Annotated in this window: 21 protein-coding genes; 7 read left to right on the top strand and 14 right to left on the bottom strand. The window is 72.6% G+C overall.

Annotated features, from left to right (window positions below; translation table 11 throughout):
* The first annotated feature begins 106 nt into the window (after positions 1-106).
* Positions 107-2,656: a SpoIIE family protein phosphatase gene (locus tag ACFRIC_RS36000; RefSeq protein ID WP_382795079.1), complete on the top strand. Its 2,550-nt coding sequence runs from the start codon at positions 107-109 to the stop codon at positions 2,654-2,656.
* A 42-nt stretch (positions 2,657-2,698) separates the two neighbouring features.
* Here the strand turns inward: ACFRIC_RS36000 and ACFRIC_RS35995 are convergent, their stop codons facing one another.
* Entirely contained in the window at positions 2,699-3,685 is a 987-nt protein-coding gene (locus ACFRIC_RS35995; protein ID WP_382795076.1) for an aldo/keto reductase, read from the bottom strand.
* Positions 3,686-3,757: 72 nt separating this feature from the next.
* On the bottom strand, positions 3,758-4,423 hold the full coding sequence (locus ACFRIC_RS35990) for an NUDIX domain-containing protein (protein ID WP_382795073.1): 666 nt from the start codon (positions 4,421-4,423) through the stop codon (positions 3,758-3,760).
* Between the two features lie 107 nt (positions 4,424-4,530).
* Between ACFRIC_RS35990 and ACFRIC_RS35985 the strand changes: the two genes are divergently transcribed.
* A complete protein-coding gene (locus ACFRIC_RS35985) occupies positions 4,531-4,884 on the top strand; it encodes a hypothetical protein (RefSeq protein ID WP_361682348.1) in 354 nt (117 codons plus the stop codon).
* A 39-nt stretch (positions 4,885-4,923) separates the two neighbouring features.
* Here the strand turns inward: ACFRIC_RS35985 and ACFRIC_RS35980 are convergent, their stop codons facing one another.
* Both ACFRIC_RS35980 and ACFRIC_RS35975 read right to left on the bottom strand, forming a co-directional pair.
* Positions 4,924-5,802 (bottom strand): universal stress protein, encoded by an 879-nt coding sequence (locus tag ACFRIC_RS35980; protein WP_382795071.1) that lies wholly within the window; start codon positions 5,800-5,802, stop codon positions 4,924-4,926.
* 105 nt (positions 5,803-5,907) lie between these two features.
* Positions 5,908-6,735 (bottom strand): DUF2182 domain-containing protein, encoded by an 828-nt coding sequence (locus ACFRIC_RS35975; RefSeq protein ID WP_382795068.1) that lies wholly within the window; start codon positions 6,733-6,735, stop codon positions 5,908-5,910.
* Between the two features lie 198 nt (positions 6,736-6,933).
* Between ACFRIC_RS35975 and ACFRIC_RS35970 the strand changes: the two genes are divergently transcribed.
* Positions 6,934-7,587 (top strand): DUF1326 domain-containing protein, encoded by a 654-nt coding sequence (locus tag ACFRIC_RS35970; protein ID WP_382795066.1) that lies wholly within the window; start codon positions 6,934-6,936, stop codon positions 7,585-7,587.
* 40 nt (positions 7,588-7,627) lie between these two features.
* Here ACFRIC_RS35970 and ACFRIC_RS35965 read toward each other — a convergent pair whose 3' ends face one another.
* The 4 genes from ACFRIC_RS35965 to ACFRIC_RS35950 all read right to left on the bottom strand — a co-directional run bounded on the left by ACFRIC_RS35965 (position 7,628) and on the right by ACFRIC_RS35950 (position 14,626).
* Positions 7,628-8,668 carry a LacI family DNA-binding transcriptional regulator gene (locus ACFRIC_RS35965; protein WP_382795063.1) on the bottom strand — a complete coding sequence of 347 codons (1,041 nt, stop codon included), beginning with the start codon at positions 8,666-8,668 and terminating at the stop codon, positions 7,628-7,630.
* A 62-nt stretch (positions 8,669-8,730) separates the two neighbouring features.
* Complete coding sequence (locus ACFRIC_RS35960; RefSeq protein WP_382795061.1) at positions 8,731-11,526, bottom strand: glycoside hydrolase family 3 C-terminal domain-containing protein; 2,796 nt, start codon at positions 11,524-11,526, stop codon at positions 8,731-8,733.
* 47 nt (positions 11,527-11,573) lie between these two features.
* Positions 11,574-13,322, bottom strand: a complete 1,749-nt coding sequence (locus tag ACFRIC_RS35955; RefSeq protein WP_382795059.1) for a discoidin domain-containing protein — start codon at positions 13,320-13,322, stop codon at positions 11,574-11,576.
* Positions 13,323-13,531: 209 nt separating this feature from the next.
* Entirely contained in the window at positions 13,532-14,626 is a 1,095-nt protein-coding gene (locus ACFRIC_RS35950; protein WP_382795056.1) for a DUF1996 domain-containing protein, read from the bottom strand.
* A 431-nt stretch (positions 14,627-15,057) separates the two neighbouring features.
* On the opposite strand from ACFRIC_RS35950, the gene ACFRIC_RS35945 reads away from it, so the two are divergent.
* The gene (locus ACFRIC_RS35945; RefSeq protein ID WP_382795053.1) at positions 15,058-16,878 is read left to right on the top strand and encodes a coagulation factor 5/8 type domain-containing protein; all 1,821 of its coding nucleotides are present in this window, start codon (positions 15,058-15,060) and stop codon (positions 16,876-16,878) included.
* 125 nt (positions 16,879-17,003) lie between these two features.
* On the opposite strand, the gene ACFRIC_RS35940 is transcribed toward ACFRIC_RS35945, so the two are convergent.
* From ACFRIC_RS35940 to ACFRIC_RS35925, 4 genes are all read right to left on the bottom strand, one after another.
* Positions 17,004-17,621: a hypothetical protein gene (locus ACFRIC_RS35940; protein ID WP_382795050.1), complete on the bottom strand. Its 618-nt coding sequence runs from the start codon at positions 17,619-17,621 to the stop codon at positions 17,004-17,006.
* A gap of 130 nt (positions 17,622-17,751) precedes the next feature.
* A complete protein-coding gene (locus tag ACFRIC_RS35935) occupies positions 17,752-19,593 on the bottom strand; it encodes a GMC family oxidoreductase N-terminal domain-containing protein (RefSeq protein WP_382795047.1) in 1,842 nt (613 codons plus the stop codon).
* A complete protein-coding gene (locus ACFRIC_RS35930) occupies positions 19,590-20,972 on the bottom strand; it encodes a hypothetical protein (RefSeq protein WP_382795044.1) in 1,383 nt (460 codons plus the stop codon). Before ACFRIC_RS35930 ends, ACFRIC_RS35935 begins: the two co-directional genes overlap by 4 nt.
* Positions 20,969-21,655, bottom strand: a complete 687-nt coding sequence (locus tag ACFRIC_RS35925; RefSeq protein ID WP_382795041.1) for a FadR/GntR family transcriptional regulator — start codon at positions 21,653-21,655, stop codon at positions 20,969-20,971. The genes ACFRIC_RS35930 and ACFRIC_RS35925 overlap by 4 nt, the downstream gene beginning before the upstream one ends.
* 240 nt (positions 21,656-21,895) lie before the next feature.
* On the opposite strand from ACFRIC_RS35925, the gene ACFRIC_RS35920 reads away from it, so the two are divergent.
* Positions 21,896-23,092 (top strand): glycoside hydrolase family 64 protein, encoded by a 1,197-nt coding sequence (locus ACFRIC_RS35920; protein ID WP_382795038.1) that lies wholly within the window; start codon positions 21,896-21,898, stop codon positions 23,090-23,092.
* A 145-nt stretch (positions 23,093-23,237) separates the two neighbouring features.
* Here the strand turns inward: ACFRIC_RS35920 and ACFRIC_RS35915 are convergent, their stop codons facing one another.
* Together ACFRIC_RS35915 and ACFRIC_RS35910 are read right to left on the bottom strand one after the other, a co-directional pair.
* On the bottom strand, positions 23,238-24,368 hold the full coding sequence (locus tag ACFRIC_RS35915; protein ID WP_382795035.1) for a sulfite oxidase: 1,131 nt from the start codon (positions 24,366-24,368) through the stop codon (positions 23,238-23,240).
* Positions 24,369-24,434: 66 nt separating this feature from the next.
* Positions 24,435-25,097, bottom strand: coding sequence for a TetR/AcrR family transcriptional regulator (locus tag ACFRIC_RS35910; RefSeq protein ID WP_382795032.1), 663 nt, complete (start codon positions 25,095-25,097; stop codon positions 24,435-24,437).
* Between the two features lie 126 nt (positions 25,098-25,223).
* On the opposite strand from ACFRIC_RS35910, the gene ACFRIC_RS35905 reads away from it, so the two are divergent.
* On the top strand, positions 25,224-25,787 hold the full coding sequence (locus ACFRIC_RS35905) for an NAD(P)H-dependent oxidoreductase (RefSeq protein ID WP_382795030.1): 564 nt from the start codon (positions 25,224-25,226) through the stop codon (positions 25,785-25,787).
* A gap of 125 nt (positions 25,788-25,912) precedes the next feature.
* Positions 25,913-26,590: an AIM24 family protein gene (locus ACFRIC_RS35900; RefSeq protein WP_355776017.1), complete on the top strand. Its 678-nt coding sequence runs from the start codon at positions 25,913-25,915 to the stop codon at positions 26,588-26,590.
* Positions 26,591-26,621: the final 31 nt, after the last annotated feature.

Here is a 26,621-nt window from a genome sequence, read left to right as displayed (position 1 = left end):
GCCTCACCGCTTGGTGCCCTCGAGGACGCCGAGGTGCGGTGAGCGACCCGAGAGGCGCATTCTTGCTGTGTTACCCCCCAGGTGGCGGGCGGACGAAGGCAGACAGATGAGAGGGAGCGCCGAGCGTGAAGGCCGGGCGCCGGACAGCCTGACCTCCCTGCTCACCGACGCGGTGACGGACGCGATCCGGGCCGCCCGCGGCTTCGCGGGGGGCGTGTATCTGCGCTCCGGCACTCCAGGACTGCTGCGCCTCGCCGTACTCGCGGGCCTGCCGGGACCCCTCTTCCGCCCCTGGTCGCGCATGCACGTGGACCGGCCGTTCCCGGTGGCGGACGCCCATCGGCTCGGGGTGGAGGTGCTGCTCGCCGATCCGACGGAGACGATGCGCCGCTACCCCCAGCTCGCGGCCGGACTGCCGTTCCAGTTCGGTTCGCTCTACGTGCCCGTCGTCGGCGACTCCACCTCGTACGGCGTCCTGCTCGTCCTGCGCCCGCCGGCCTCCGACGCCACCGAGGTCCTGCCGGACCGCGACCGGATGACGGCGGTGGCGGCGGAGCTCGGAGCGGACCTGGCGCGACTGGACAAGGCCGGGGCATCGGTCCTGTGGGACGGCGAACCTCTGGGGACCCGGCCGCCGGTCGACGGCCCGTCCACCCGGTGCGTCGGCGGCTTCACCTGGGATCCGGACGACGGCACGCTGATCGCGGACGACGCCCTGTGGGCGCTCCTCGGGATCCCTCAGGAGGACTTCGCCGGGACCCCCGAGGCCTTCGCGGACGCGCTGGCCCACGACGAACCCCGGCTGCTGCTCGCCGCCCTGCGCGAGACCGCGGCCGGCCGGCCGCCGCCCCATCCGCTGCCGGTACGCACCGGCGGCGGCGGACTGCGGCTCCTCGAACTGTGGACCGCGGGTGGGACGGAGGACCCGCCCTACCGGGTCAGCGGCGCGCTCGTCGACCCGGGACCGGGACCGGCCGCGGACGGCGCGGCCGACCTGCTCCCGGAGGGCGTCTTCGCGATCGACCGGATCGGGCTGATCACCTACGCCAACCCGCGCGCCGCCGAGCTGCTCGGCCGCCCGAGCGCCGAGCTGCTGGGACGGCTGCTGTTCGACGTGGTGCCCTGGATGGACCACCCCGCCTACGAGGACCATCTGCGCAGCGCGCTGCTCTCACCGGACCCGGTGCACTTCCGGGCCCGCAGCCCGCTGGGAAGCGGCAGCGCGACGTCTCCGGGCCACCTCAGCGGAACCTGGCTCAGCGTCTCGGTCTATCCGGGACCGCGTGGCGTGACCTGCAAGATCACACCGCTGGGGCGGGCCTCGGACGCCACCGGGAACACCTCGTTCGACGTCGAGGCGGCGCAGGCGATACGGGCCGGGGTCGAGGAGCCCGACACCGGTGTCCCGGGCACGGCACCGCAGTACCGGCCCATCGTCCTGGCGATCGCGCTGACCGAGGCGGTGACCGCGCGGCAGGTGTCCGAGGTGGTGATGCGGGAGCTGCTGCCCGCCTTCGGCAGCCGCCGCCTGGCCATCTACCTGCTGCAGGACCGCCGGCTTTATCTGGCCTGGGAGACCGGCTTCCCCCAGGGGTTCCTCGCCCCCTTCGACGGTGTGGGCCTGGACGCCAAACTGCCCGGCGTCGAGGCGCTCACCAGCGGCAGGCCGCTGTTCTTCGAGTCGATGGAGCAGCTCGCCGCCGCCTACCCGGGCATCTCCCTGGACGCCACCGTCGGCGCCCGTGCCTTCCTTCCGCTGATCGCCTCCGGACGCCCGGTCGGCTCGTGCATCCTCGGGTTCGACAAACCCCGCGGGTTCAGCACCGAGGAGCGGACGGTGCTCACCGCCCTCGCCGGTCTGATCGCGCAGTCCCTGGAACGGGCCAGGCGCTACGACAACGAGGCGGCGCTCGCCCGAGGGCTCCAGGAGGCGCTGCTCCCGCACCGGCTGTCGGCCCACCCCCTCGTCCAGACGGCGGGCCGCTATCTGCCCGGCACCGTGGGCATGGACGTGGGCGGCGACTGGTACGACGTCGTCGAGGCCGGCGACGGGCTCGCCCTCGTCATCGGGGACGTCCAGGGACACGGGGTCCAGGCCGCCGCCACCATGGGCCAACTGCGCAGCGCGGTGCGGGCGTTCGCCCTCGGGGACCACTCGCCGGACGAGGTCATGAGCGGTACCAACCGGCTGCTCATCGATCTCGACCCGGGCCAGTTCGCGAGTTGCTGCTACGTCCGGGTGGACCCGGTGACCGGTGTCGCGCAGGCGGCGCGGGCCGGTCACCCGCAGCCGTTGCTGCGCCACCCCGACGGCCGCACCGAGGTCCTGGACCTGCCGGGCGGCGTGGTCCTGGGCGTCGACCCGCACGCCGACTATCCCGTGACGGACCTGGTGCTGGAGCCCGACGCCGTCCTGGCCCTCTACACGGACGGGCTGGTCGAGCGGCCCGGCACCGACATCGACGACGGGATCGAGGCGCTTCGCGCGACCCTGGCCGACGCGGGCCCGCCGCGGCACCGCACGACGCGCGCCCCCTCCCTCTCCCGCGCCGCCGATCTGCTCACCGCGGAGGCACGGCAGGCCGAGGAGCGCCCCGACGACATCGCGCTGCTGCTCACCACCCGCCGGCCGCCCCGCGGCACCGAACACCCTTAGCGGGCGCCCGGAACCGCGCGCGGACACGCGGGCCGGAGGGTGTCAGTGGGCCGCGTCCAGACGGGCCCGCTGGTCCGGGGTGAGTTCCAGGTCCAGGGCGGCCAGGTTCTCGTCGAGCTGGGCGACCGAGGAGGCGCCGGCCAGCGGGATCACCGGCAGCTCGCCGCCGATCTGCCAGGCCAGCACGACCTGGTTGAGGGTCGCCCCCGTCTCCTTCGCCACCTCCCGGAGCACGCCGAGCCGGGCCGCGTTCCCCGGGTGGTCGTAGTCGGACGGCAGCGGCTTGTCCCGCCGTCCGTAGGCGCCGCCCAGCAGCGGCGAGTAGGCGACCAGGGTCAGTCCGGGCTCCGCCCCCAGGTAGCTGAGGAGTTCTCCGGTCGCGGCACCGAGGTTTCCCTCGGGGAAGAGCCCGCTCGGTACGTCGGAGCGGGGGCGCAGCAGGCTGTGGTGGTACTGGAGGACCTCGTAGCCGGGCAGTCCGGCGAGGGCGGCCAGGGCGCGGGCCCGCTCGACGCGCCAGACGGCGTGGTTGCTCACGCCGAGGAGTCCGACGGCGCCTCCCGCGACGAGTTCGGCGAACGCCTGGACGGTCTCGCCCGGTTCGACGGTGCGGTCCTCTATGTGCGCGTACAGAAGGTCGATCCGCTCCACGCCGAGGCGTTCCCGGCTCCGGTCGGCGGCCTCGCGGATCACCTTGGCCGACAGGCCCTCGGGGTTGTCGACGTAGCCGGTGCCCGGGGCCAGCGGGCGAGCGCCGAGCTTGGTCGCGAGGACGATCTCGTCGCCGACGCCGCGGCTGCGCCGCCAGCGTCCGAGCAGTTCCTCGCTCTGGCCGCCCTGCCCGCCGTCGGTCCAGTACGCGTAGTTGTCGGACGTGTCGATGAAGTTGCCGCCGGCCTCGACATAGCGGTCCAGTACCGCGAACGACGTCTTCTCGTCGGTCAGCGAGCCGAACAGCATCGCGCCGAGCGCGAGCACACTCACCTCACGGCGGGTCGCCGGGTCCGTGCCGATGGTGCGGTAGCGCATGGTGTTCCCTCCCGTTCGGGCCCGAAGTCCCCGGGCCCGAACGGGAGTCTGGCTGTTGGAGCGCTCTTGAGGTCAAGCCTTGGCGAAGGGCCCTTCCAGCGCGGCCCACTGCAACAGCATGATCGTCTTGGCGTCCGCGATGTCGCCGGTGCGGATCATCGACAGGGCCTCGCGGAAGGGCAGTTCGACCGTCTCGATGTCCTCGCCCTCCTCGTCGAGTCCGCCGCCTTCGTGGGTACGGGTGGAGGGGCCGTACGAAGCGGCGTAGAAACTCACCCGTTCGGTGACCGAACCCGGGCTCATGTAGACGTCGAAGACGTGCTCGACCTCCCCGACGGTGTGCCCGGTCTCCTCGACGACCTCGCGCCGCACCGCGTCCTCGGGGTGTTCGTCGTCCTCGTCGAGGAGGCCGCCGGGCGTCTCGACCAGCATGCCGTCAAGGTGGCCGTTGACATACGCGGGATAGCGGAACTGCCTGGTCAGCAGGACGGTTTCACGCTCGGCGTCGTACAGCAGGAGCGTGGCCCCGTTGCCGCGGTCGTGCGTCTCGCGCTCCTGGGTGCTCCAGGTTCCGTCGGCGAGCTGGAGGTCGAAGGTGGTGGTGCGCTCCACGTACCAGTGACAGGACAGGAGTTGCACGTCGCGGATCCTGACCCGTGGGTTGCCGGTCAGATCACGGCCCGTCCGGTCGAGTCCGGTGCGGCCCCTGCGGTCGGGGGTGTCGATGCCGGCGGTCATCGCGCGCGGGCCCGGCGGGCGCGGGAGGTGTCGTTCATGGGCCTTGTCTACCATCCCGAGACCAAGATCCCGGTCACAGCGGGGCTTCGCCCGTTTAGGCTCACCGCATGGAACAGACGGAGATCATCCTGCGCGCCATCGGCGTGCTCACCGAGACCAACGCCATGGTGCGCAGGATCGCCCAGGACGAGGAGGACGGGGTCGAGTCGGCCGAGAACAACCTGGGCGCCCTCGTCACCGAGGTGTTCCCGCGGGTCGAGGTGCCCGGCGACGCCGGGCCCGCGGAGGCGGGGCAGGCGGTCGCGGACGCCTATCTGCCCGCCGCCATCTCGCTGGTGGGCGCCTTCGCGTTCCTCTTCTCCGAACTCGCCGACCTGCACGACTCCGGGCGGACCGACGTCAAGACGGCCGATCTGCTCCAGGACCTCGCCCTGCGGATGTCCCGGGCCGACAACACGTAGTCCGTGGCCGGCCCGGGGATCTCCTGACCCGGTCCCGGGTCAGGAGTGCGGAACGACCGCCACGGGGCAGGGCGCGTGGTGCATCACCGCGTGGGCCACCGAACCGATCCGGGCGCCCACGGCGGAACGGTCGGCCCGGCGGCCGACGACCATCAACTGGGCCCGGCCGGAGAGGGACAGCAGCACCTGGCCCGCGCTGCCCATCTCGATGTGCTGGGTGACGGGCACCTGGGGGAACCGCTCGCGCCACGGCTGGAGCGCCTCGGCCAGCGCCTTCCGCTCGTACGGCTCCAGGCCGCCGGCCTCGTCGAGCATCTTCAGCGAACCGGGACTGTAGGCGAACACCGGCGGCAGGCTCCACGCCCGTACGGCCCGTACCGCCGCGCCTCGGGCCGCCGCGGTCTCGAACGCGAACCGGAGACCGGCGTCGTCCTCGGGACCGCCCTGATGCCCGACGACGATCTCCCGGCCGCCCGCCTCGTCCTCGGGCCGGTCCTCGGAGCGCACCAGCACCACCGGGCACGGCGCCTCGGCGATCACCCGCTGGCCGACGGAGCCGAGCAGGAAGCCGACGAACGCGCCGTAGCCGCGCGACCCGAGCACCAAGGTCCCCGTGTCGGCCGCGACGCCCAGCAGTGCCTCCACGACGTCGCCTCCGGCGGAGTCGATCACGTCGACCGTCACATGCAGACCGTCGTGCCGGCCGGTGACCGTGCGGGCCGCGTCCTCGATCATGCCGTGGGCCCAGCGTGCCTGGTCCTCGCGGTCACCACCGCCGACCATGTCGTGCGGCGGCCAGTGCCAGGCGTACACCACCCGCACGGCCACGTCCCGGCGGACGGCCTCGCGGGCGGCCCAGGCCAGCGCCGCCCTGCTCTCGGGAGATCCGTCCACGCCCACGGTGATCGGGTGGGTCATCCGCCTGCCTTCCGTCGCCGGACCGCCGGTCCGGCCGGTTGCTGATCCATCCTGACCGCTCCAGTGTCCGCCACCGTCGTCCATGGCGGACCCGGGGCCGGTCCCCTAGGGAGTGAGCATCTCCGTCATGGGCGACTCGGGCGGGATCAGGCCCGGCAGCAGCCAGGGCTGGAAGAGGCTCAGTACCGCGAGGACGAGGAAGGCGGCCCCGACGACCTGCGAGAAGACGGGGCCCAGCCGCCAGAGCTTCTCCACGAAGATCACGACGGCCAGGGCGGCCATCGCCAGGATGTTCATGACGCCCAGCGGGACGAGCACGACCATCAGCCCCCAGCAGCAGCCCACGCAGTACGCCCCGTGATGCGCCCCGACCCGCAGATCGCGGACCCGGGGCCGGAAGCCCGTGTAGCGCACGAGCTGGCCCATGGGGCTCCGGCAGTGCCGCAGGCAGATCTCCTTCCACGAGCCGAACTGGTACAGCCCGGCGACCAGGAAGGCCCCGGCGCCGATCCAGCGCCCGGCGCCCGGGTGCTCGTCCACCAGGGTCCCGGTCCAGGCGAGGAGCCCGTAGGCGATCAGGCCGAAGGCCGTCCAGACCAGCAGGTACCCGCCGACGAACTGGGCGGTCCGAGCCACCCGCACGCCTCTCGTGGGCGACTGGCGCCCGATGGACCGCGCCCAGGTGAGGGCCACCGGGGCCACCGACGGGAACATCATGGCGATCATCATGACCAGCCACAGCAGCAGGAACAGCGGGACGTCCATCCCCATCGTTCCCGGCTCGACCCCCATGTCACGGGCCTGGCCGACCACCAGCACCCAGGCGAGGAGGGCGATCGCCGCCATCACGGACCAGGCGAACGCGAGTTGCCGGGCCGACAGCAGGTTCGCCGGACGCAGAGGGGGTGAGAGGGCCTTCCGGTCGAGGCGCACCCCTCCAGCACATCACGGCGGCCCCGCGTGTGCGCGCGGGAACGCGTGTAAGCGGAAACCACCTCCTGCAACGCCCCCGACAGTGAGACAATCGGGGTGATACGCGTACGACCCGGGCGTGGGCCGGTGATGGCTCCCGGGGGCTCCGCCGTCCTCCCGAGACCGACGTCCCGGCACGGTCACGAGGAGGCAGGGAGTATGTCCGAGACGACGGCGACCGTTCCCCGGTGGCACGCGGCGGGCGACTGGTTCGACACCTGCAAGTGCAACGTGCCCTGCCCCTGCTCGTTCGCGCAGTTGCCCACCCACGGCGACTGCGACGGCATCCTGGCCTGGCACATCCGCGACGGCCGCTACGGTGACGTGTCCCTGGACGGTCTGAACGTGCTGATGGTGGCCTCGTTCGTCGGGAACATCTGGGGCGAGCACAGCGACACGTACGCCGCGGTCTTCGTCGACGAGCGCGCCGACGACCCCCAGCGTCAGGCACTTCAGATGATCTTCGGTGGGCAGGCGGGCAGTTGGCCCGCCCAGATGGTGAGCATGATGGACGCGGACATGCGCGGCATGGAGTTCGCCCCCATCGAGATCGAGGTGGCCGACGACCTCGCGAGCTGGCGGGCCGTGGTGCCGGGCCGGGTCGAGGCGAGCGCGGAGGCGCTCACGGGACCCACGACCCCAAAGGGCGCGCGCGTCCAGTCGACCAACCTTCCGGGCGCGGAGACCGGACCGGGCCAGGTGGCCACCTGGGGCCGCTCGACGGTGGACCGCGCCGACGCCCACGGCTTCCTCTGGAGCCGCGAGGGCCTTTCCAGCAAGCACATCACCTTCGACTGGGCCGGACCCGACTGACAAGGCCCTCCCGCCGCGACACCCAAGTCGAGGAGACGGGCTAGGCCGACGCGCGGACCACGAGTTCCGGGTCGAAGATCAGCGACGTGGGTTCGGTGCGGACGCCTCGGATGTGTTCGTCGAGCAGGGCGGCCATGGCCGCGGCCATCTCCTCGACCGGCTGGCGCACGGTGGTCAGCGGCGGGCGGCAGGTCACCGCCACGCTGGAGTCGTCGAAGCCGACGACCGCGACATCGTCCGGCACCTGTCTGCCCCGCTCCCGCAGCAGTTGGCACACGCCCTGCGCCATCAGGTCGTTGGCGGCGAACACCCCGTCCACATCAGGGTGTTCGGCGAGCAGCCCGGACATCGCCGCCATACCGCTGTCCAGCGTGAACCCGCCCTCGGCGACGGGCACGTACGGGTGTCCGCCGCGGGCCATCGTGTCGCGGAACCCGGCGAGCCGGTCCTGGCTCGCGGCCACGCCCAGCGGCCCGGTGACGGTGACGATCCGCCGGCACCCCCGGTTCAGCAGGTGTTCGGCCGCCAGCCGCGCCCCCTCGCGGTGGGCCAGGTCGACGTAACTGAGCGGCACGGGGCGGGAGGGCCGGGCGAAGAGGACGGCGGGCAGACCCGCGTCGGCGAGCAGGGCGGGCAGCGGGTCGTCGGCGTGGGTGGAGACGACGAGCGCGCCGTCCGCGCTGCCCTGCCGGAGGTCGGCCAGCACCTGGGCCCTGGTCTCCGCCGATTCGGCGAACATCAGCAGCGGGTGCATCGAGCGGGGCCGCAGGTACCCCACGACACCGCTGACGACCCGTCCGAAGAAGGGGTCCGCGAACACCCGCGCGGCGAAGGCGTTCTGCTCCTCCCCCGGGGTGTCGCCCGCGCCGGAGACGATCAGCGCCACCGTCTGACTGCGCCGGGTCACCAGTGATCGCGCGGCGCGGTTGGGCGCGTATCCGGTGCGCTCGATGGCCTGGCGCACCACCTCCTGGATCCCGGGGTCGACGTTGCGGACACCGTTGATGACCCGGGACACGGTCGCGCGCGAGACTCCGGCCACCCGCGCGACATCCTCCAGCGTGGGAGCCTGTCTGCTCATGGCGGCACCCTAACCGCACGGCACCGCACCGGGATAGAGCGCTCTCCCCGTCCACCCCGCGCTCAGCGGGCGGCCCGCACCGATGCGGTGGCCGTCAGCGGCAGGGCGCCCGCGGAGCTCCCGGCGAGCACACGGTAGGGGCCGGGCCGCGTGCGCCACGCGAGTGCGTCCTCGGCCCAGTGGCGCAGCGCTCGCGCCGGTATCCGCACGTCCACGGTCGCCCGCTCGCCCGGTTCGGCGGTGACCGCGGCGTACCCCGCGAGCCAGCGTTCCGGACGGTCCGGGGGGCCGGGGGGCCCGGCGAGATAGACCTGGACCACCTCGCGTCCGCGTCGCGGTCCCGTGTTGCGGACGGTGACCCGCACGGTGAAGGACTCGCCGGCCACGATGTCGTCGGGGACGCGCAACCCGTCGTACGCCCAGGTGGTGAAGCCGAGTCCGTGCCCGAACCAGTAGGCCGGTTCGCGGTCGTGACGCGCCCAGGCGCGGTAGCCGATGTGCAGGCCCTCGGCGTAGTCGAGGTGTCCGTTCTCGGGCCGGGTCCGGGTGACCGGGGCGTCGGCGAGGGCCGCCGGCCAGGTCGTGGGCAGCCGCCCGCCGGGTTCGGCCCGGCCGAACAGGACGTCGGCCAGGCCCGCTCCGCCCTCCTGGCCCGGGAACCAGGTCAGCAGGACGGCACCGGCCCGCGCGCGCCAGGGCAGTTCGACCGGTCCGCCGCTGTTGACCACGACGACCGTGTGCGGTGCGGCAGCGGTCACCGCGTGGACCAGCTCGTCCTGGCGTCCGCCGAGGCCGAGGTCCGTCCGGTCGCATCCCTCGGACTCGCCGTGCTCGGTGGTGCCGACGACCACGATCGCCGCGTCCGCGTCGCGGGCCGCGCGGACCGCCTCGGCCAGGGCCGGACCGTCTTCGGGGTGGGGCGGGGCCGCGGTGACGACGGTGGCCCGGCCGGTCCCCGGGGCCAGTTCACGGCGCGCCACCACGCTCACCACGCGTCCCGCCGTCAGGTGGACGGTCGCATCGTGGACGGGCGGGTTCACGTGGACGACCGCCGGATCGTCGGTCTGCTTATCGAACTCGCCTTGCAGGACGACGCGTTGGTCGACGGCGACGCTCAGGCGGCCGAACCCGCCGACTCCCAGCGTCCACGGCCCCGAGGTCCGCGGGAGCAGGAGGGCGGCGATCTCGACGGTGTGCGCGCCGGGTGGCAGCGGTGGTTCCAACTGACGTCCGCCGAGCCGGTGTTCGGTGAGCAGTTCAAGCCCTTCCGGGTCGAGCACACGCAGCCGGACTCCCGGTTCGCCCGTGACGGGGTCGGTGCACAGGTCGGGGGCCAGGGGCGCCGCGGGCGCGCCGGTCGAGGGGCCCGGCACGTGGACGACGCGTACGCCGTCGCCGAGCGCGTCCCTGATCCCGTCCAGCGGAGTGACGACCCGCTCGGGGAAGACCCCCGCGCTGCCGCCGCCCTGGGTGCGCGGCCGGACGGCGTGCTCGCCGATCACGGCGACGGTGCGCAACCGGGCGGGGTCGATCGGGAGGACACCGCGATTGCACAGCAGGACGGTGCTCGCGGCGACGGCTTCGCGCAGCAAGGCGTGTGCTTCTTCCCGTCCGGCGCGCTCCGGGGCCGGTTTCGCCGCCGCGGGCACGCGCGGCGGGCCCGCTCGCCGCTCGGCCGCGGGCACGTCGTGCATCGGAGGCCCACAGGGCGCCTGCGTGCGCGCCTCCGAGCGGGACTCCCGCGTCGCAGGCCCGCCTGGCGGCTGCGGCTGCGGCTCCGGCTGTGGCTGCGGATCCGACGACGACATCACCGGCACGCACGGCAACTCGGGTTGCGGATCCGCGGCCGCGGGTACCAGCGAGGTCTGCGCCCCCGAATCCGACACCGACACCGGCGCACCAGACACGCACGACGGCTCCAGCAACGGCTCCGGCTCCGGCTCCGGCTCCCGCTCAGCGGCCGACGGCGCCCCCGGCGCGACCCCCGGTTCGCCCAGCGCCCCGCGCACGGCGGCGAGGGCCAGCAGGCGTCGTACCTTCTCGTCGACGGCTTCCCGCGAGACGCGTCCCTCGTCCACGGCCCGCACCAGCGCCTCGCCCCAGGCGCTCTCGGGGCCGGGCATCGCGAGGTCGAGGGCGGCGCAGGCGGACTCCTCCCCGTTCCGTACCGCGCCCCAGTCGGAGACGACCACGCCCTCGAAGCCCCACTCCCCCTTGAGGGGCTCGGCGAGCAGCGGACTGGCGGTCATCGTGGCTCCGTCGACGCCGTTGTACCCGGCCATGACGACCCGGACGCCGGCCTCGACGGCCGCCTCGAACGGTGCCAGGTACACCTCCCGCAGGACCCGCTCGGACACCCGTACGTCGACGGTCAGCCGGTCGGTCTCGGAGTCGTTGGCCACGTAGTGCTTCGCGGTGGCCGCCACTCCGTGCGCCTGGATGCCCCGGACGAGCGCGGCGCCGGTGCGGCCGGTCAGCCAGGGGTCCTCGGAGAAGCACTCGAAGTGCCGCCCGCCGAGCGGTGTCCGGTGAAGGTTGAGGGTGGGCGCGAGGACGACGTCGACACCCTTGCGGCGCGCCTCGGCGGCCAGCAGCCCGCCGAGACGCTCCACCATGTCCTCGTCCCACAGGGCCCCGAGCGCGGACGCCGAGGGCAGCAGCAGGGCCGGATCGCGCTCGTCCCAGGACTGTCCGCGCACCCCGGCGGGACCGTCCGACAGGACCATCTCCCGCAGTCCCAGAGCCGGTTCGGCCCGGGTGCGCCAGGTGGTCGCGCCGGTCAGCAGCCGGACCTTCTCGCGGAGGGTGAGTTTGCCGAGGAGCGCCTCGCGCTCCGCCGCGTCGTCCGTGCCGCTCACGCTTGCCGCCTCATTCCTGGGAGAGCGCTCTCCGAGGGTGACGTGATTCAGTTGTACACCCCGAACTCGTACAGCGAGTAGCCCCAACCGGTGCCCCGGGCCGTGCCGTTGACCCGGACGTAGCGGCCGGTGCCGGACACGTCGAGGTCGTCGACACCGCCGTTGCCGTCGGTGACCGTCCGGACGGTGGTCCAGTTCTGCCCGTCGTCCGAGGTCTGCACGGTGTAGGCCTTGGCGTACGAGGTCTCCCAGACCAGTTGCACATGCCGGAACGAGCTCCGGGTGCCGAGGTCGACCCGCAGCCACTGGGGGTCGCTCCAGTCGCTGGCCCAGCGCGTGGCGAGGTTCCCGTCGACGGCACCGGCCGCGGTGCAGGGGCAGTCGCCGCCGCCGGTCTGGTACGAGGAGGCGGTGGCCGGCTTCCCGAGCGCGATGTCCGTTCCGCTCGGCGTGGGCGGGACGACCCGCGCGGAGAGGGTCTCGACACCGACGTTGCCCCGGCCGTCCTTGACCTTGACGTAGAACTTCCACACTCCGGGCCGGTCCGGCGCGGTAACCCGGAGCCGGCCGCCGCCGAGGTCCGTGAACGGCAGCGGGTTGAGCTGCTTGCTCTGGTCGATGTACATGCTGTTGTCCAGCACTTCGTACGTGACCTGATCCCCGTCGGGGTCGGCGGCCTTGACCGCCAGCGTGAGGTCGCGTCCGGCGGGCACCTTGCCCGCGTCGCCCTCGACGGTCAGGGAGCTGACGACCGGCGGGGTGTTGTCACGCGAGGTGTCGCCCCCGTACGCCTTCTTCACGGCGTAGTACGACAGCCGCTTCTCGCCCGCGGGCAGCAGGTTGAACCAGATGCCGCCGAAGTCGTACTCGGTGCCGTAGTGGAACAGCGTGGCGCCGAGCGCGACGCCCTGGTGTCCGGTGACGCAGTTCCAGGCCCGGGTGTAGCCGTCCGCCTTCGCCCGGTCGGCGGGTTCGGCGGGGACGCCGTCGGCGTCGTCCGGCACCTCCCACTCTCCCGCGGGACCGCTTTCGGTGATGATGTACGGCTTGGTGTAACCACCCTGCTGCCAGGCCGACTTGACGTCACAGACGGCGTTGTAGGCGTTGACCGCGTACAGGTCCAGGTCGGGCGCGTTCCGCTTGTAGTAGGGCCAGGCGCCGGTCCACGCGTCGGTCGAGGTGACGGGGTGGTTGGGGTCGACGGCGTGGATCTTCTTCGCGATGTCGTTCACGAGCGTCGTGTAGGCGTCGCGCTGCCGTTCCAACTCGGCGCCGCTGTAGCAGTTCTGGAGTCCGAGCACGGACTCGTTCCCCACGTCCCACATCAGGACGCCGGGGTTGTCCTTGTAGGTGGCGGCCCACTGGGGGAACTCGGTGAGCACCTGGTTCTTGTAGGCCGTGTCCGTCAGGTAGTTCACACAGCCGCCGCTGCCGGGACCGCCGCCGGGCTGCAGCCAGAAGCCGGCGATCACCCTGATGCCCTGGGCGGCCGCGGCGTCGAAGAGGGGCTTGCTGGAGGCGTCCGTGCCCCATGTGCGGACGGTGTTGACGCCCATCGACTTCAGGTCGGGCATGTAGCGCCCGGCGTCGGCGACGGCGGGCCCCCAGGTGAGGCCCTTGATCTGGTACGGGCTTCCGTCGACGGTCAGGCGCCAGTTGCCCTGCGAGCCGCTGACCTTGACGACGCCGCCGGCCGCCTGGGCCTGTTGCGCGGGCAGGACGAGCGCGCCCGCGGCGAGCAGGCCCGCGGTGAGGGGAGCGGCGACGCGGCGCCGGGTGGTACGGGATCCGGTCATGAGTGTCCGTCCGGTGTACGGGTGAGGGATGCGGGGAGGGTGCGGATGCCGAGAGGAGGCGGGACGTGCGGAGGTGGGGAGGGGGTGGCGCGGGACGCGGCGGAGTGCGCGGGCGCGGGTGACGAAGGCGCCGGTGCGCAGGATGACGGAGGGGCGGTCGGTCCCGCCGACCCGGGTGTGCCGGACCGGCGGAACGTGTCCGCTCCCCGTCAGGGAAGCCGGTAGTTCGCGTCGAGGGCCGCGCCCGCCTCGGGGTGGGTCTGGTCGTAGCCGCGGGCGTCGCACTGGAGCCCGCCGACGACACAGTGGTCGACGAGTGCCTTCTGTGTCGCCGGGTCCCACGCGTTGAAGAAGTCGTAGTGGAAGGAGTAGCCGGCGCCGCTCGAAAGCCGCACCTGCGACATGTCACCGTTGACCGGGAAGGCCATCTTGAACTCGATCATCGGCAGGGCGACCGGGTGGTCGTCCGGGCAGATGTTGTTGTTCGTGCCGGGGTTGACCACCGGATACGCCATGTGGCTCTGGTGGTTGGGGGTGTCGAGGTTCCTGCCGTCCCAGCAGCTGGGCGCCTGGAAACGGATGTTGAGCTGGACGTCGGCGCTGGTCGGGCACTGCTGCGGGAAGTCCGTGTTGAAGTAGCTGTTGCCGCACTCCCATCCCTCGACGAACCCCCGGTGGTTGCGGAAGTCGGCCGCGGACTGCATGGGGCTGCCGACCACGAAGCGCAGCCCCTTCGGGAAGGGCCGCACACTGGTGTAGTCGGTGACACCGGCCTTGTAGTAGATGACCTGCGGACCCACCGGCAGGACGGGGGTGCCGCCCTTGAGCAGGGTCGGCATCCAGTACGCGGACTTGTCGCCGGGGGCCCTGCAGGAGGTCGAACCGGCGTCGAGCGAGGCGGTGGTGCTGGCCGCGTCGGTCGTGGTGTTGCCCATGAAGGTGTGGTCGTGGGACTTGCCGGGCTGGCCCGGGTAGACGATCGGGTCGTCCGGCCTGGTGCGGGTCACCGAACAGTTCGCCTGGAACTCGTGGAAGTAGCGGTGCGGCGGCTCCGCCTTGGACGGGACGACGCCGGTGACCGGCGGATTCGCCGGGATGTAGCCGTCGCCGTCCGGGTCCTCGGGTGAGGAGAGCGTGGACGCGGGCATCGCGTGCGCCGCGTGGACGGTCGTCGCTCCGTTCACGGACGCCGCCGGACCGGACGCGGGGTCGGCGCTCATCGCCACTCCGGCCAGGCCGAGCGAGGTCAGCACCAGCGCGCTGGACATCAGGATTCCTGAGACGATCTTCGATCTCCGTGCCATGGAGACCTCCTGCCACGTCGATGGGGACGGTGGGGGCCGGAGGGCCGGGCGGGCGCCGAGCACGCCACCGCCCGGCCTTCCGCGTGACGGTCCATCACATGTGCCGAGGAAATGGGAGAGCGCTCTCCCGCCGAGGAGTGTTGTGGCGGTCGCGCGCGAGTGTCAAGGGAGTTGACGAAGGATCATCCGGCAGCGGCGATGTGCGCACCTCTTGAACACAATCCCGGGTTCGTCACGGATCTTCGAACCCCGTCATTCTCCCGCCAAGTACCGCAAATGCAGGCGGCGTTGCTCTGTCGCCGTGCAACAACATCCCGGACTCCGGTCACAACTCTTGACGCGTCGTTCACCTGGATGAAGCATGCATCGGCGAGAGAGCGCTCCCCCGTACCTCCCACCGTTCACTTCCTGAACCAGGAGAGTCGCCCCCCATGCCTCCAACCCCCACAGACGCCCCGGACCCCGGTCGCCCCACCGTCGCGCGGCGCACCGTCCTCGGAGCGGTGGCGGCCGGCGCTGCCGCGCCCGGACTGCTCGCGCTGTCCTCACCCGCCTCCGCGTCCCCCGCCCGGCCCGTCACCCGGCCCGCCCGGCAGCCGTCCGCCCTTCCCGGCGGCGGCGATCTCGGCCCGAACGTCATCGTCTTCGACCCGTCGACCCCCGGAATCCAGGCCAGGCTCGACCAGGTCTTCCGGCAGCAGGAGTCCGCCCAGTTCGGCACGGGCCGCTACGCGTTCCTGTTCAAGCCGGGCACGTACAACGGGCTCAACGCCCAGCTCGGCTTCTACACCTCGATCGCGGGCCTCGGCCTGTCACCCGACGACACGACGATCAACGGTGACGTGACCGTCGACGCCGGCTGGTTCAACGGCAACGCCACCCAGAACTTCTGGCGCTCGGCGGAGAACCTCGCCCTCAGCCCGGTCAGCGGCACCAACAGGTGGGCGGTGGCCCAGGCCGCCCCGTTCCGTCGTATGCACGTCAAGGGCGGGCTCAACCTCGCACCCGCCGGCTACGGCTGGGCCAGCGGCGGCTACATCGCCGACAGCCGGATCGACGGCTCGGTGGGACCGTACTCGCAGCAGCAGTGGTACACCCGCGACAGCTCGGTGGGCGGCTGGGTCAACGCCGTCTGGAACATGGTGTTCTCGGGCGTCCAGGGCGCGCCCGCGCAGTCGTTCCCGAACCCGCCGTACACCACCCTCGACACGACACCGGTGTCCCGCGAGAAGCCCTTCCTGTATCTCAGCGGCAGCGAATACCGGGTGTTCCTGCCCGAGAAGCGCGTGAACGCGCGCGGCACCACCTGGGGGAACGGCACCCCGCGCGGCTCGTCGCTCCCGCTCTCCCAGTTCTACGTGGCCAAGCCCGGCGTCACGGCGGCCACCTTGAACGCGGCGCTCGCCCAGGGGCTCCACCTGCTGCTGACACCGGGGATCTACCACCTGAACCAGCCGATCCAGGTGAACCGCGCGGGGACCGTGGTCCTCGGCCTCGGCTACGCCACGCTCGTCCCGGACAACGGTGTGACCGTGCTCAAGACGGCCGACGTGGACGGCGTCCGGCTGGCCGGCTTCCTGATCGACGCCGGTCCCGTCAACTCCGCGACCCTCCTGGAGATCGGCCCGGCCGGGGCGTCCGCCGACCACTCGGCCAATCCGACCACCGTGCAGGACGTCTTCGTGCGCATCGGGGGCGCGGGCGCGGGCAAGGCGACGACCAGCATCGTCGTCAACAGCCGGCACACGATCGTCGACCACACGTGGGTCTGGCGGGCCGACCACGGTACCGGCGTCGGCTGGGAGACCAACCGGGCCGACTACGGCATCCGCGTCAACGGAGACGACGTCCTGGCCACGGGCCTGTTCGTCGAACACTTCAACAAGTACGACGTGCAGTGGTACGGCCAGCGGGGCCGCACCATCTTCTTCCAGAACGAGAAGGCGTACGACGCGCCGAACCAGGCCGCCGTCCAGAACGGGAGCGTCAAGGGGTACGCGGCCTACAAGGTCGGCGACTCGGTGACCACCCACGAGGGCTGGGGCCTGGGCAGCTACTGCTACTACAACGTCGATCCCACGATCGTCCAGCACCACGGATTCGCGGCGCCGAACAGGCCGGGCGTGAAGTTCCACGACCTGCTGGTCGTCTCGCTCGGCGGCAACGGTCAGTACGAACGCGTCATCAACGACACGGGCGCCCCCACCTCGGGCACGTCCACCGTGCCGTCCACCGTGGTCTCGTATCCCTGACCACGGCGGCCGCGCGGCTCGCGCCGACGCCGCGCGGCGCCGGGGAGCCCGTTCCCGAAAGGGGGGCGGGCTCTTCGGGGCGCCACGGCGCCACCGGCACCGGCGTCCGCGCGTGGACGGACGCGTCAGTAGCGCTGGGCCTTGACCAGCACGGCGGTGAGCTGGGGCTCGGCGGGCTGCCTGCTGATCACGATCGGCGTCGCCTTCTTCCCCGGCTCCAGGTTCTCCTTGCCGACGAACTTCGTCTCCACGACCTTGCCGTCGGGGTTCTTGAAGTCGACCTGCACGGCGTACGAGGCCTTCTTGTCCGTGTTGTTGGTGATGGTGACGAGTACGGCCCGCAGCCCGCCGGTCTCCGCGGTGGGCACGCCCTTCATGCTGACGTCGGACGTCGCGTTGCCGCTGCCCTGGACGTTCTTCAGTTCCTTCTCGGCGGTGGCCGCGGCGCGGACGGTGTCGGCGGAGACCGAGGCCGCGAACTCCGAGGCCCTGGCCTCCACGGAGGCGGCGGCGGACGACGCCCGTTCGCTGGCCGAGGCGATGATCGAGGAGGCCGCGGACGCGATGGCGGAGGGCGCCGACCCCGTGAAGTTGGACGGGTTCGGCGGGGTGACGGAGGCCGTGCTGCCGCTGCCGCCGTCGTCCGAGCTGCACGACACGAGCAAGGAGCCGCACGCGATCGCGGACAACAGGACAGCGACACGCCGTGATCCGCTCCGGCCGTGGGGAACACGTCTGCTCATGGGGGCTCGCCTCTTCCTGCCGTACGGGGCACGGGGGCGCGGCCTTTCCTGCCGTACGGACTCCCTCATGCTCCGTGTCCCGCCCGGCCGCGGCGAACCACGGGCGCCCATTGGGGTGGCGCGCGACGCGTCACCCCCCGTGGCGGGCCCCTTCGAGCCATGCCTCCGAGACCGCCAGGGCGGCCGCCATGATGCTGAGCTGCGGGTTGACCTCCGGGCAGCCCGGCAGGACGGAACCGTCGGCGACGAGGACTCCCCGGACGCCGCGGAGCCTTCCCTCGGGGTCGGCGGGCGCCCGCAGCGGATCGTCGCCGGCGGCCACGGTGCCGGTCGGGTGGAAGGCCGACACGTGCAGATCACGGGGGCCGGCCGAGCGGAGCAGTGCGTCGAGCGCGTCGAGCGAACCGGCGCGGGGCGCCGCGGGGATGCCGGTGAGGACCTCCGTGGCCCCGGCGGCGAAGAGGAGGCGGCCCATCGCCCGTACGGCGGTCATCAGACGGTCGCCGTCGCGGGGGTCGAGGTCGTAGCGGACGAGGGTCCGGTCCCGGCCGCTCACCCGCCCCGAGGGCCGGTCGGCGATCATGGCGCCGAGCGTCGCGAGTCGGTCCGACTCCTCCAGTTCACGCCGCAGTTCCCGGCCGAGGCCGGGCAGGACGAAACTGCTCATGCCGGGTGGGCTCGCGGTCGCCTCGAGGAGGATCCCGCGCTCGTGGAGTTCCTCGACTCCGACGCTCTGGAGCACGCCCCGCCACGCCGTCACCGGCTCGGCGAAGCGTCCGGCGACGCTGGTGGCCGGGTGCACGCTGAGGTTGCGGCCCAGCCGGGGGTGTCCGCCGAGGCCCGAACGGCGCAGCAGGGGCGGTGTCTGGAGCGCTCCCGCCGCCGTCACGACGAGAGGGCTGAGGATCTCCATGTCGCTGCCGTCGGGGCGGCGCGCCAGGACTCCGGCGGCCCGTGGCGGGCCGGGGACGTCGTGGTCCAGCAGGATGCGCCGGACCCGCGCCCCGGTGACGATCCGGGCGCCGGCGGCGCAGGCGTCGGGCAGGACGGACAGCTGCACGCTCTGCTTGGCTCCCGTGGGGCAGCCGACGACGCACTGGCACGAGCCCTTGCAGCCGGGGGCGTTGCGGCGCAGCGGGGCGGCCCGCCAGCCGAGCCGTCCGGCGCCGGTGAGCGCGAGCAGCCCGTTGTTGCCGAGGACGTCGAGGGGCTGGGGTGCCACGCGCAGGGTTCGCTCGACCTCGTCGAGCAGGGGCCCGAAGCGGTCGGCGAGAGCGAACCCGAAGACGCCGCGCCAGCGCTCCAGGACGTGGTCCGGTGTGCGGTAGCAGGTGCCGGAGTTGACGACGGTGGTGCCGCCGACGGCACGGCCGACCGGCAGCAGGACCGGCGGCCTGCCGAGGGCGACGGTGGCACCGCCGTCCCGGTACAGCTCGGTGAACCGGTCGAGGGGTGTCCGGCGGCCGAAGGAGGCCGTCGGGTGGTGCCGGCCCTCCTCCAGGACGACCACGCTCAGTCCGGTGCGCGCGAGGGTCCGCGCGGCCATGGCGCCGCCCGCGCCGGAGCCGACGACGACCGCGTCGGCGGTGGTGCGGGCCGGCCAGTGCTCGGCCGGGGTGCAGTCGAGGGGCGGATCGGCGGGGGCGGGCGCGGCGGGAGCCATCGGGATCCGTTCGGTGCCCGCGGCCAGCAGCACGGGAACCTTGAGGAGGTCCAGCACGGGGGCGAGCCGGGGCCGTCCGGCCAGCGAGCGGAGCACGTCCTCGCGTTCGTCGGGGCGAAGGGCCGCCAGCCGTCTGCCGGTGCGCAGCAGGGCGTACGTCTCGACGGCGGCGACGGCGGTGCGCACCCCGGCGCGGGCCGGGCCGGGCAGTGCGGCGAGGACGGAGGCGAGGCGGTGCGGCACCCGGGCGGGCCAGGCGGCGGCGCCGTCGTCGGCGAGGAGCGCGGCGACGAGCCCGTCGGCGGTCATCGTGTTCCCGTCTCTGCGTGCGCGGTGCCGTCCAGGGTCCAGGAGGCCTCCGGGCGCCAGCGGCCCCACCAGCGTTCCAGAACGACACGGGCGTCCGCGGACTCACTGTTGCGGCACACCGCGCGGGCGCCGTCCGGGTCGCGGTACTCCAGGGTGAGGGTGCGTTCCGGGGGCTGGCGGACCTCGACGCGGATGCGGCGCAGGGCCGTCCGGCCGGTGACCGTCCATTCGGGCAGTCCGATGTCGGCCCGGAAGCGTCCGAGTCCCAGCCGGCCGATCGCCGAGCGTTCCGGCCGCCGTGGCCAGGTGCGGCCGTGGCGGCGCAGGCGCAGGAAGACGAGCGGGGGCAGCCGGCGCAGTGCGGGCCGGGTGGACACGGCGGCGACGATCTCCAGAACGTCTCCGTCGCCGAGGTCGGCGTGCAGCCAGGTCCACCGCTGCGCGTTGCCGTGCCCGTAGATGCGGGCCGAGGCGCCGGGAGCGGCGCTCAGGTTCAGGGTTGTTCCCCCGTACGAGAATTCGCCCTCGTACGTGGCCCGGGCGGCCGGCAGCATCTGGGCGGCGGGCAGCAGGGGGCGGCGCCAGGACCAGCGGGGGAAGGTGAACAGTGCCGGGGCCTGGGGGCGTTCGAGCAGTTTCCAGTGGAAGTCGCCCGCGCTGCCCGTGAGGTGTCCGGCGACGCAGGTCACGTCGTCGGCCGTGAATCCGTCGGCCGGCTCGGTCCAGGGGACGGGTCCGAAGCGGGCGTGGCGCACGTCGCCCTCGCGGGGGAACACGGCGGCCCAGCCGTGGGCGAACGGCTCCGATCCGTCGGCGGGCGCGGTGAGTTCGTGGTGCAGCCAGACCCCGGTGCCGGTGGCCGGGTCGGTCAGGGTGGTGTACCAGACCTCGGTGCGGCCCGGGGCGCCGTTCCAGCGCGGGGCCATGTGTTCGGCGGGGTCCTCGTGGCGCGGGAAGCGGAAGCTGAGCAGGAAGGGGGCGAGGCCGGTGGCGGCCGGGAACCGCAGGACGCCCTCGCCTGCCCGGGTGTCGCCCTCGTACACGGTGAACGGCAGTGTGGTCATGGACGCGAGGGGGTGGCGCGGGGTCACCGACTTCCAGCCGTCCAGGGTGAGGCGGCGCCCGTCGGCGGTGAACGTGAGGCGGTAGCGGATGCGCCGCCGGGCGATCGGCGATACCTCCAACTCGCCCTCGGCGTGCGGGTCGTCGGTGTGTCCGGCGATGCGTACCCGGCCGGTCAGGCGGGCCTGGGTGGTCCGGTGCGGGAGCAGGACCCGGTCGGCGGCGGCGCGCAGGTCGAGCCGGACGCGGCGCTCTCCCGGTTCGCCGTCGAGGCGGACAGTGCCGAGCATGGTCTCGGTGAACCGCGTGCCCCTCATGCGAGGCCGTCCAGCATGATGCGCTCGGTGTCCCGCAGATAGGTGTCGGCCGCCTCGCGCGCCCGCCTCGCGTCCCCGGCGGTGACGGCCGCCACGACGGGGGCCAGCCGCTGGTGGGCGGCCGCCGGGTCGGTGAAGGGGCCCTTGAGCAGGGAACGGACCGGCAGGTAGGCGTTGAAGAGCGTGTTCGTGAGGAGGACGTACACGCGGTTGCCCGTGGCGCGGGCCAGTGCGCGGTGCACCTCCACGTCGGCGAGCTGGACCGCGTCGACGTCCTCGGCGCGCAGCACGGCGTCGAGGAGCGCGCCCAGTTCGGCCCGTTGCGGGCGGGTGCCGCGTTCGGCGGCGCGTTCGGCGATCAGGGCGCCGACGCCGCGCCGCACTTCGAACACCTCGCGCACCCAGCCGGCGTCGTGCCGTACGAGCATGGGCAGGAGGTCCGCTCCGCCGAGCCGGGCGTAGTCCCGTACCCGGGTGCCCACTCCGTGCCGGGTCTCCAGCAGTCCGGCCTGGACGAGCCGCCCGAAGGCGTGCTTGAGGGTGGTGCGCGTGACGCCGTACCCGTCGGCAAGCCGCCGCTCCGGGGGAAGGTAACTCCCCGCCGGATGGCGGCCGTCGAGTATGTCGGTGCGCAGCCGGTCCTCCAGGACGTCCACGATGGTCTCGCGGGGCAGAGCCTCCACGTTTCCCCCTCCGGGCAGTGGCTGAGTGGATGAGCCACTGAACCAGTGGCTGCCCGCGGGGTCAACCCCTGGAGCCCACAACCCGGTTCACCGCAGGCCGAGTTGGACCGGACCAATCCTGCGCAACTCGTTGACAGGCGCACCACCTCGCAGGACTCTGAGAGCGCTCTCAAAGGAAAACGGACGCGTCCCGTCCGTGTGCATCCACCTCGCTGAACCCCCACATCAAGGAGGCAGAGAGTGCGCGTACACATCAGATGGCCTGCCTGGGCGTTGGCCTGCGCCACACTCGCCGCGGCACTGCTCACCTTCGGCGCGCCCTCCCGCGCCGAAGCCGCGGTCCCGGCGACCATCCCCCTCACCTTCACCAACAACTCCGGCCGCGGCGACCAGGTCTTCATCTACGACCTCGGCACCCAGCTCTCGACCGGACGGCAGGGCTGGGCCGACGCGAACGGCACCTTCCACGCGTGGCCCGCGGGCGGCAACCCGCCGACGCCCGCGCCCGACGCGTCGATCACGGGACCGGCCAACGGCCAGTCGAAGACGATCCGGCTCCCCAAGTTCTCCGGACGGCTCTACTTCTCCTTCGGGCAGAAGCTCGACTTCCGGGTGACGACCGGCGGTCTCGTTCAGCCCGCCGTCCAGAATCCGAGCGACCCGAACCGCAACATCCTCTTCAACTGGTCCGAGTACACCCTCAACGACTCCGGTCTGTGGATCAACAGCACCCAGGTCGACATGTTCTCCGCCCCGTACGCCGTCGGGGTCAAGCTCGCCGACGGGACCACGAAGAGCACCGGGCACCTCAAGCCCGGCGGCTACAACGGGTTCTTCAGCGCGCTGCGCAGCCGTCCGGGCGGCTGGGCGAACCTGATCCAGACCCGGTCCGACGGCACGGTGCTGCGGGCGCTCGCCCCGGGTCACGGCATCGAGGCGGGCGCGCTTCCGGCCGGCGTCATGGACGACTACATCAACCGCGTCTGGCAGAAGTACGCTTCGTCGACGCTGACGGTGACCCCCTTCGGCGACCAGCCGAACACCAAGTACTTCGGCCGGGTCTCCGGTGGCGTCATGAACTTCACCAACAGCTCCGGAGCGGTCGTCACCAGCTTCCAGAAGCCCGACTCGGACAGCGTCTTCGGCTGCTACAAGCGGCTCGACGCGCCCAACGACCTGGTGCGCGGGCCGATTTCACGCACCCTGTGCGCGGGGTTCAACCGCACGACTCTGCTGACCAACCCCCAGCAGCCCGACACCTCGTCCGCGAACTTCTACACGGACGCGGTGACCAACCAGTACGCCCGCGCCATCCACGCGCAGATGGCCGACGGCAGGGCCTACGCGTTCGCGTTCGACGACGTCGGCAACCACGAGTCCCTCGTCAACGACGGCAATCCGCAGCAGGCGTACGTCACGCTGGACCCGTTCAGCTGACCGAAGCCGGGGCGCGCGAGCGGGGGCGGGTCCCGGACGGGAACCGTCCCCGTGCCCGTGCCCCTGCCCGTGTCCGTCCCCGCGCCGTCGCCCGTGCCCGCACCTCGTCGCCGCGGCCGCCGTGGTGCGGTCGGCGCCGGAGGCCTCATCGGTCGTCGTCGCCGGGATCCAGGCAGTGCACGGGGACCTGTTGGACGAGGTTGTTCACGAAGCCGCCGCGGTTCCACGGCTGGTCGAGCGGCTGGGTGTGGCCCTCGGCGTCGGTCGCCCGGGCGCTGAGGAGATGACGGCCGGGGGTCGCCGTCCAGGTGAACCGCCACGCGCGCCAGGCCCATGGGTGGGCGTTCGGCGGGTCGAGCCGGGCCGGGTGCCAGGAGTGCCCCGCGTCCGTGCTGACCTCGACGCCGGTCACGGGTGCGCGGCCCGACCAGGCCCGTCCGGTCAGGGTGACGGCGCCCGGCGGGACCACCCGCGTCCGCGACATGAAGTCGGGGAAGCCCGGCGGGGCCAGCAGGGCGCGGGGCGCGATGCGGGTGACCGGCTCGCCCTCGTCGGCGGCCTCCTGCCGCAGCCGGTAGGCCACGGTCTGCTGGAATCCCCGGAACGGCGCGTCGGCCACCGTGATGTCCCGGAGCCACTTCACGTGCGCCATGCCGTACCAGCCCGGCACCACGAGCCGTACGGGATGTCCGTGCTGCGGCGGCAGCGGGGCGCCGTTCATCGCGTAGGCCACCAGGACCTCGGGCTCCTCGCCCCGCGCCACGTCCAGCGGAAGGGCGCGCTGGTAGTCCTGCTCGACCCCGCGTTCCACTCCGTGATCGGCGCCGGTGAACACCACGTCCACCGCGTCCGGTTCGGCCCCGGCCTCGGCGAGGAGGAGGCGCAGCGGCACTCCCGTCCACTCGGCGGTGCCGACCGCCTCCACGAGCCACGGCTGGCTCACCGGCCGGGGTGTCAGCAGTGCCCGGCCGTTGCCCGCGCACTCCATGGTCACCCGCCGGGTGACCGACGGGTACGCCTTGAGGTCGTCGACGCCGAGCAGCAGCGGGCGCCGCACCCGGCCGCCGAGGGCGAGGCGCCAGGAGTCCTCTTCCGCGTAGGGGATGTCGTAGTGGGTCAGTACGTAGTGCAGTCCCGCAGGGGTGACCTCGTAGCGCAGGGCTTCCAGGGGAAGTCCGTGGTTCCGCGTCGCGAGGGCCAGTTCCTGGGCGCTGATGCCCTCGTCCGGGCCGGCGATCCGGGCGGGTGCGCTCACGTCTTCGAGGCGTTGTCCCATGGGATCCATGGTCCGCCTGCCGGGGGCGGGAGCGCCAGACGGCCCCGGTCGTCCGGGGACGGGACCTCAGGCCGGGCGCGGGCCGACGCTGCGGTCCACCAGATCGCGCCAGCCGGCCTCCAGCCGCTCCTGCGGCATGCCGCGCTGGCGGGTCAGATGGCCGATCAGCGCGGGGTCGAGGTAGCCCATCAGCGTCTGGGCGACCAGTTCGACGTCCGTCTCCGGTCCCGGGCTCGCCTGGCGCAGCAGCATGCACACGTGCATGAAGCGGACCCGGTAGGGCGCCGAGGTGAAGCGGCGGGTGACCTCGGGTTCGGCGGCGAGGTACAGGTCGAGCTGCTCGGAGGTCTGGCGCAGGGCGTGGCATCCGAAGGCGTGCAGGCGCTCCACCGGGGAGGCGCCGGGACCGAGCGGGGCCGGGCCGCTGATGAAGGCGGTCTGGAAGCGCTGCTCGGTGTGGTCGAGCAGGGCCATGAGCAGGCCGGTGCGGTCGCCGAAGCGCCGGAAGACGGTCCCCTTGCCCACCGCCGCCGCGCAGGCGACGCCCTCCATCGTGAGCTTGGCCACGCCCTGCTCCTCGACCAGCCGGGCCGCGGCCTCCAGCAGACGGGCGCGATTGCGGGCCGCGTCGGCGCGCAGCGGGGCGGCCTCGGGCGCGCTGAGCTGCATGAGGACGGGCTCGTCGGACGTTTCCGGTCGCTTCGGGAACGGCGGAAGTGGCTGGGACATGAAGCCAGCGTAACGGCATCCGGGGCCAACTGGACTGCGGTCCGCTTCAGTGGTAGACCTTAAGCGGACTTCGGTCCGTTTTATTGCGGCAATGTTTCAGCGTTTCCATCCCCCCTGGAGATATCCATGTCCGTTCGCATCCTCGCCCTCGTCGGCAGCCTGCGCGCCGGTTCCCACAACCGCCAGCTCGCCGAGGCGGCCGTCAAGCTCGCTCCGGAGGGTGCCGAGGTCGAGCTCTTCGAGGGCCTGGCCGAGATCCCCTTCTACAACGAGGACGTCGACGTCGAGGGCGGCGTGCCCGCCGCCGCCGCGCGCCTGCGCGCCGCGGCCGGCGAGGCCGACGCCTTCCTGCTGTTCTCGCCGGAGTACAACGGCACCATCCCCGCGGTCCTCAAGAACGCCATCGACTGGCTGTCCCGTCCGTACGGCGCGGGCGCCTTCACCGGCAAGCCGGTCGTCGTGGTCGGCACCGCGTACGGCCAGTTCGGCGGCGTCTGGGCGCAGGACGAGGCCCGCAAGGCCGTGGGCATCGCCGGCGGCACCGTGCTGGAGGACGTCAAGCTCTCCGTCCCCGGCTCCGTGGTCCGCTTCGCCGAGACGCACCCCGCCGACGACGCCGAGGTCGCGGCGCAGCTCTCCGAGGTCCTGGACCGTCTGCACGGCCACGTCTCGGCGCCCACCGCTGCCTGACAACTCACCTGTGGGCCGGTCCGGTTGACCCGGGCCGGCCCTCGTCATGTCGTGACTCGGTCACCGTTCGTCCCAAGATCGCCACGACCCTGGCGGAGCCCCACCCTCCGCGACAGGATGCCCGCATGAAGAGCGATCTCTTTTCCAGTGACCACATGGTGCAGCCGGCCGTCGCGGCGGGCATGACCGTCCAGAACGCCAAGTCCATCAAGTACGCCGTCCAGGGCGAGATGTTCGCCCGTCAGGGCGCGATGGTCGCCTACCGGGGCAGCCTCCAGTTCGAGCGCAAGGGCCAGGGCGTGGGCGGGATGCTCAAGCGAGCGGTCACCGGTGAGGGACTTCCGCTCATGACCGTCCGCGGGCAGGGCGAGGCCTGGTTCGCGCACGAGGCGCAGAACTGTTTCATCGTGGGCATCGAGCCCGGCGACGTCTTCACGGTCAACGGCCGCAACGTCCTGTGCTTCGACGCGTCGCTGTCGTACGAGATCAAGACCGTCAAGGGCGCGGGCATCACCGGCGGCGGTCTGTTCAACAGCGTCTTCACCGGGCACGGCAGCCTGGGGCTGATCTGCGAGGGCAACCCGCTCGTCATACCCGTCTCCCAGCAGCAGCCGGTGTTCGTCGACACGGACGCGGTCGTCGGCTGGACCGCGCACCTGCGGACCTCGCTGCACCGCTCGCAGTCGATCGGTTCGATGATCCGGGGCGGTTCGGGCGAGGCGGTGCAGCTCAAGCTGGAGGGCGAGGGCTACGTCGTCGTACGTCCCAGTGAGGCCACCCCGCAGAAGACGCAGCAGCACTGAGCAGGCGCCGCACGGCAGGAGGGGCCCCGCC

Source organism: Streptomyces sp. NPDC056738, from assembly GCF_042790435.1.
Taxonomy (GTDB): Bacteria; Actinomycetota; Actinomycetes; order Streptomycetales; family Streptomycetaceae; genus Streptomyces.
The sequence above is the reverse complement of the archived record's forward strand: the minus strand, read 5'-3'. Positions and strand labels throughout refer to the sequence as shown.

Coding starts and splice junctions, on each gene's coding strand:
- ACFRIC_RS36000 (WP_382795079.1), top strand. CDS start 107: ATGAGAGGGAGCGCCGAGCGTGAAGGCCGGGCGCCGGACAGCCTGACC.
- ACFRIC_RS35995 (WP_382795076.1), bottom strand. CDS start 3,685: ATGCGCTACCGCACCATCGGCACGGACCCGGCGACCCGCCGTGAGGTG.
- ACFRIC_RS35990 (WP_382795073.1), bottom strand. CDS start 4,423: ATGACCGCCGGCATCGACACCCCCGACCGCAGGGGCCGCACCGGACTC.
- ACFRIC_RS35985 (WP_361682348.1), top strand. CDS start 4,531: ATGGAACAGACGGAGATCATCCTGCGCGCCATCGGCGTGCTCACCGAG.
- ACFRIC_RS35980 (WP_382795071.1), bottom strand. CDS start 5,802: ATGACCCACCCGATCACCGTGGGCGTGGACGGATCTCCCGAGAGCAGG.
- ACFRIC_RS35970 (WP_382795066.1), top strand. CDS start 6,934: ATGTCCGAGACGACGGCGACCGTTCCCCGGTGGCACGCGGCGGGCGAC.
- ACFRIC_RS35965 (WP_382795063.1), bottom strand. CDS start 8,668: ATGAGCAGACAGGCTCCCACGCTGGAGGATGTCGCGCGGGTGGCCGGA.
- ACFRIC_RS35955 (WP_382795059.1), bottom strand. CDS start 13,322: ATGACCGGATCCCGTACCACCCGGCGCCGCGTCGCCGCTCCCCTCACC.
- ACFRIC_RS35950 (WP_382795056.1), bottom strand. CDS start 14,626: ATGGCACGGAGATCGAAGATCGTCTCAGGAATCCTGATGTCCAGCGCG.
- ACFRIC_RS35945 (WP_382795053.1), top strand. CDS start 15,058: ATGCCTCCAACCCCCACAGACGCCCCGGACCCCGGTCGCCCCACCGTC.
- ACFRIC_RS35940 (WP_382795050.1), bottom strand. CDS start 17,621: ATGAGCAGACGTGTTCCCCACGGCCGGAGCGGATCACGGCGTGTCGCT.
- ACFRIC_RS35935 (WP_382795047.1), bottom strand. CDS start 19,593: ATGACCGCCGACGGGCTCGTCGCCGCGCTCCTCGCCGACGACGGCGCC.
- ACFRIC_RS35930 (WP_382795044.1), bottom strand. CDS start 20,972: ATGAGGGGCACGCGGTTCACCGAGACCATGCTCGGCACTGTCCGCCTC.
- ACFRIC_RS35915 (WP_382795035.1), bottom strand. CDS start 24,368: ATGGGACAACGCCTCGAAGACGTGAGCGCACCCGCCCGGATCGCCGGC.
- ACFRIC_RS35910 (WP_382795032.1), bottom strand. CDS start 25,097: ATGTCCCAGCCACTTCCGCCGTTCCCGAAGCGACCGGAAACGTCCGAC.
- ACFRIC_RS35905 (WP_382795030.1), top strand. CDS start 25,224: ATGTCCGTTCGCATCCTCGCCCTCGTCGGCAGCCTGCGCGCCGGTTCC.
- ACFRIC_RS35900 (WP_355776017.1), top strand. CDS start 25,913: ATGAAGAGCGATCTCTTTTCCAGTGACCACATGGTGCAGCCGGCCGTC.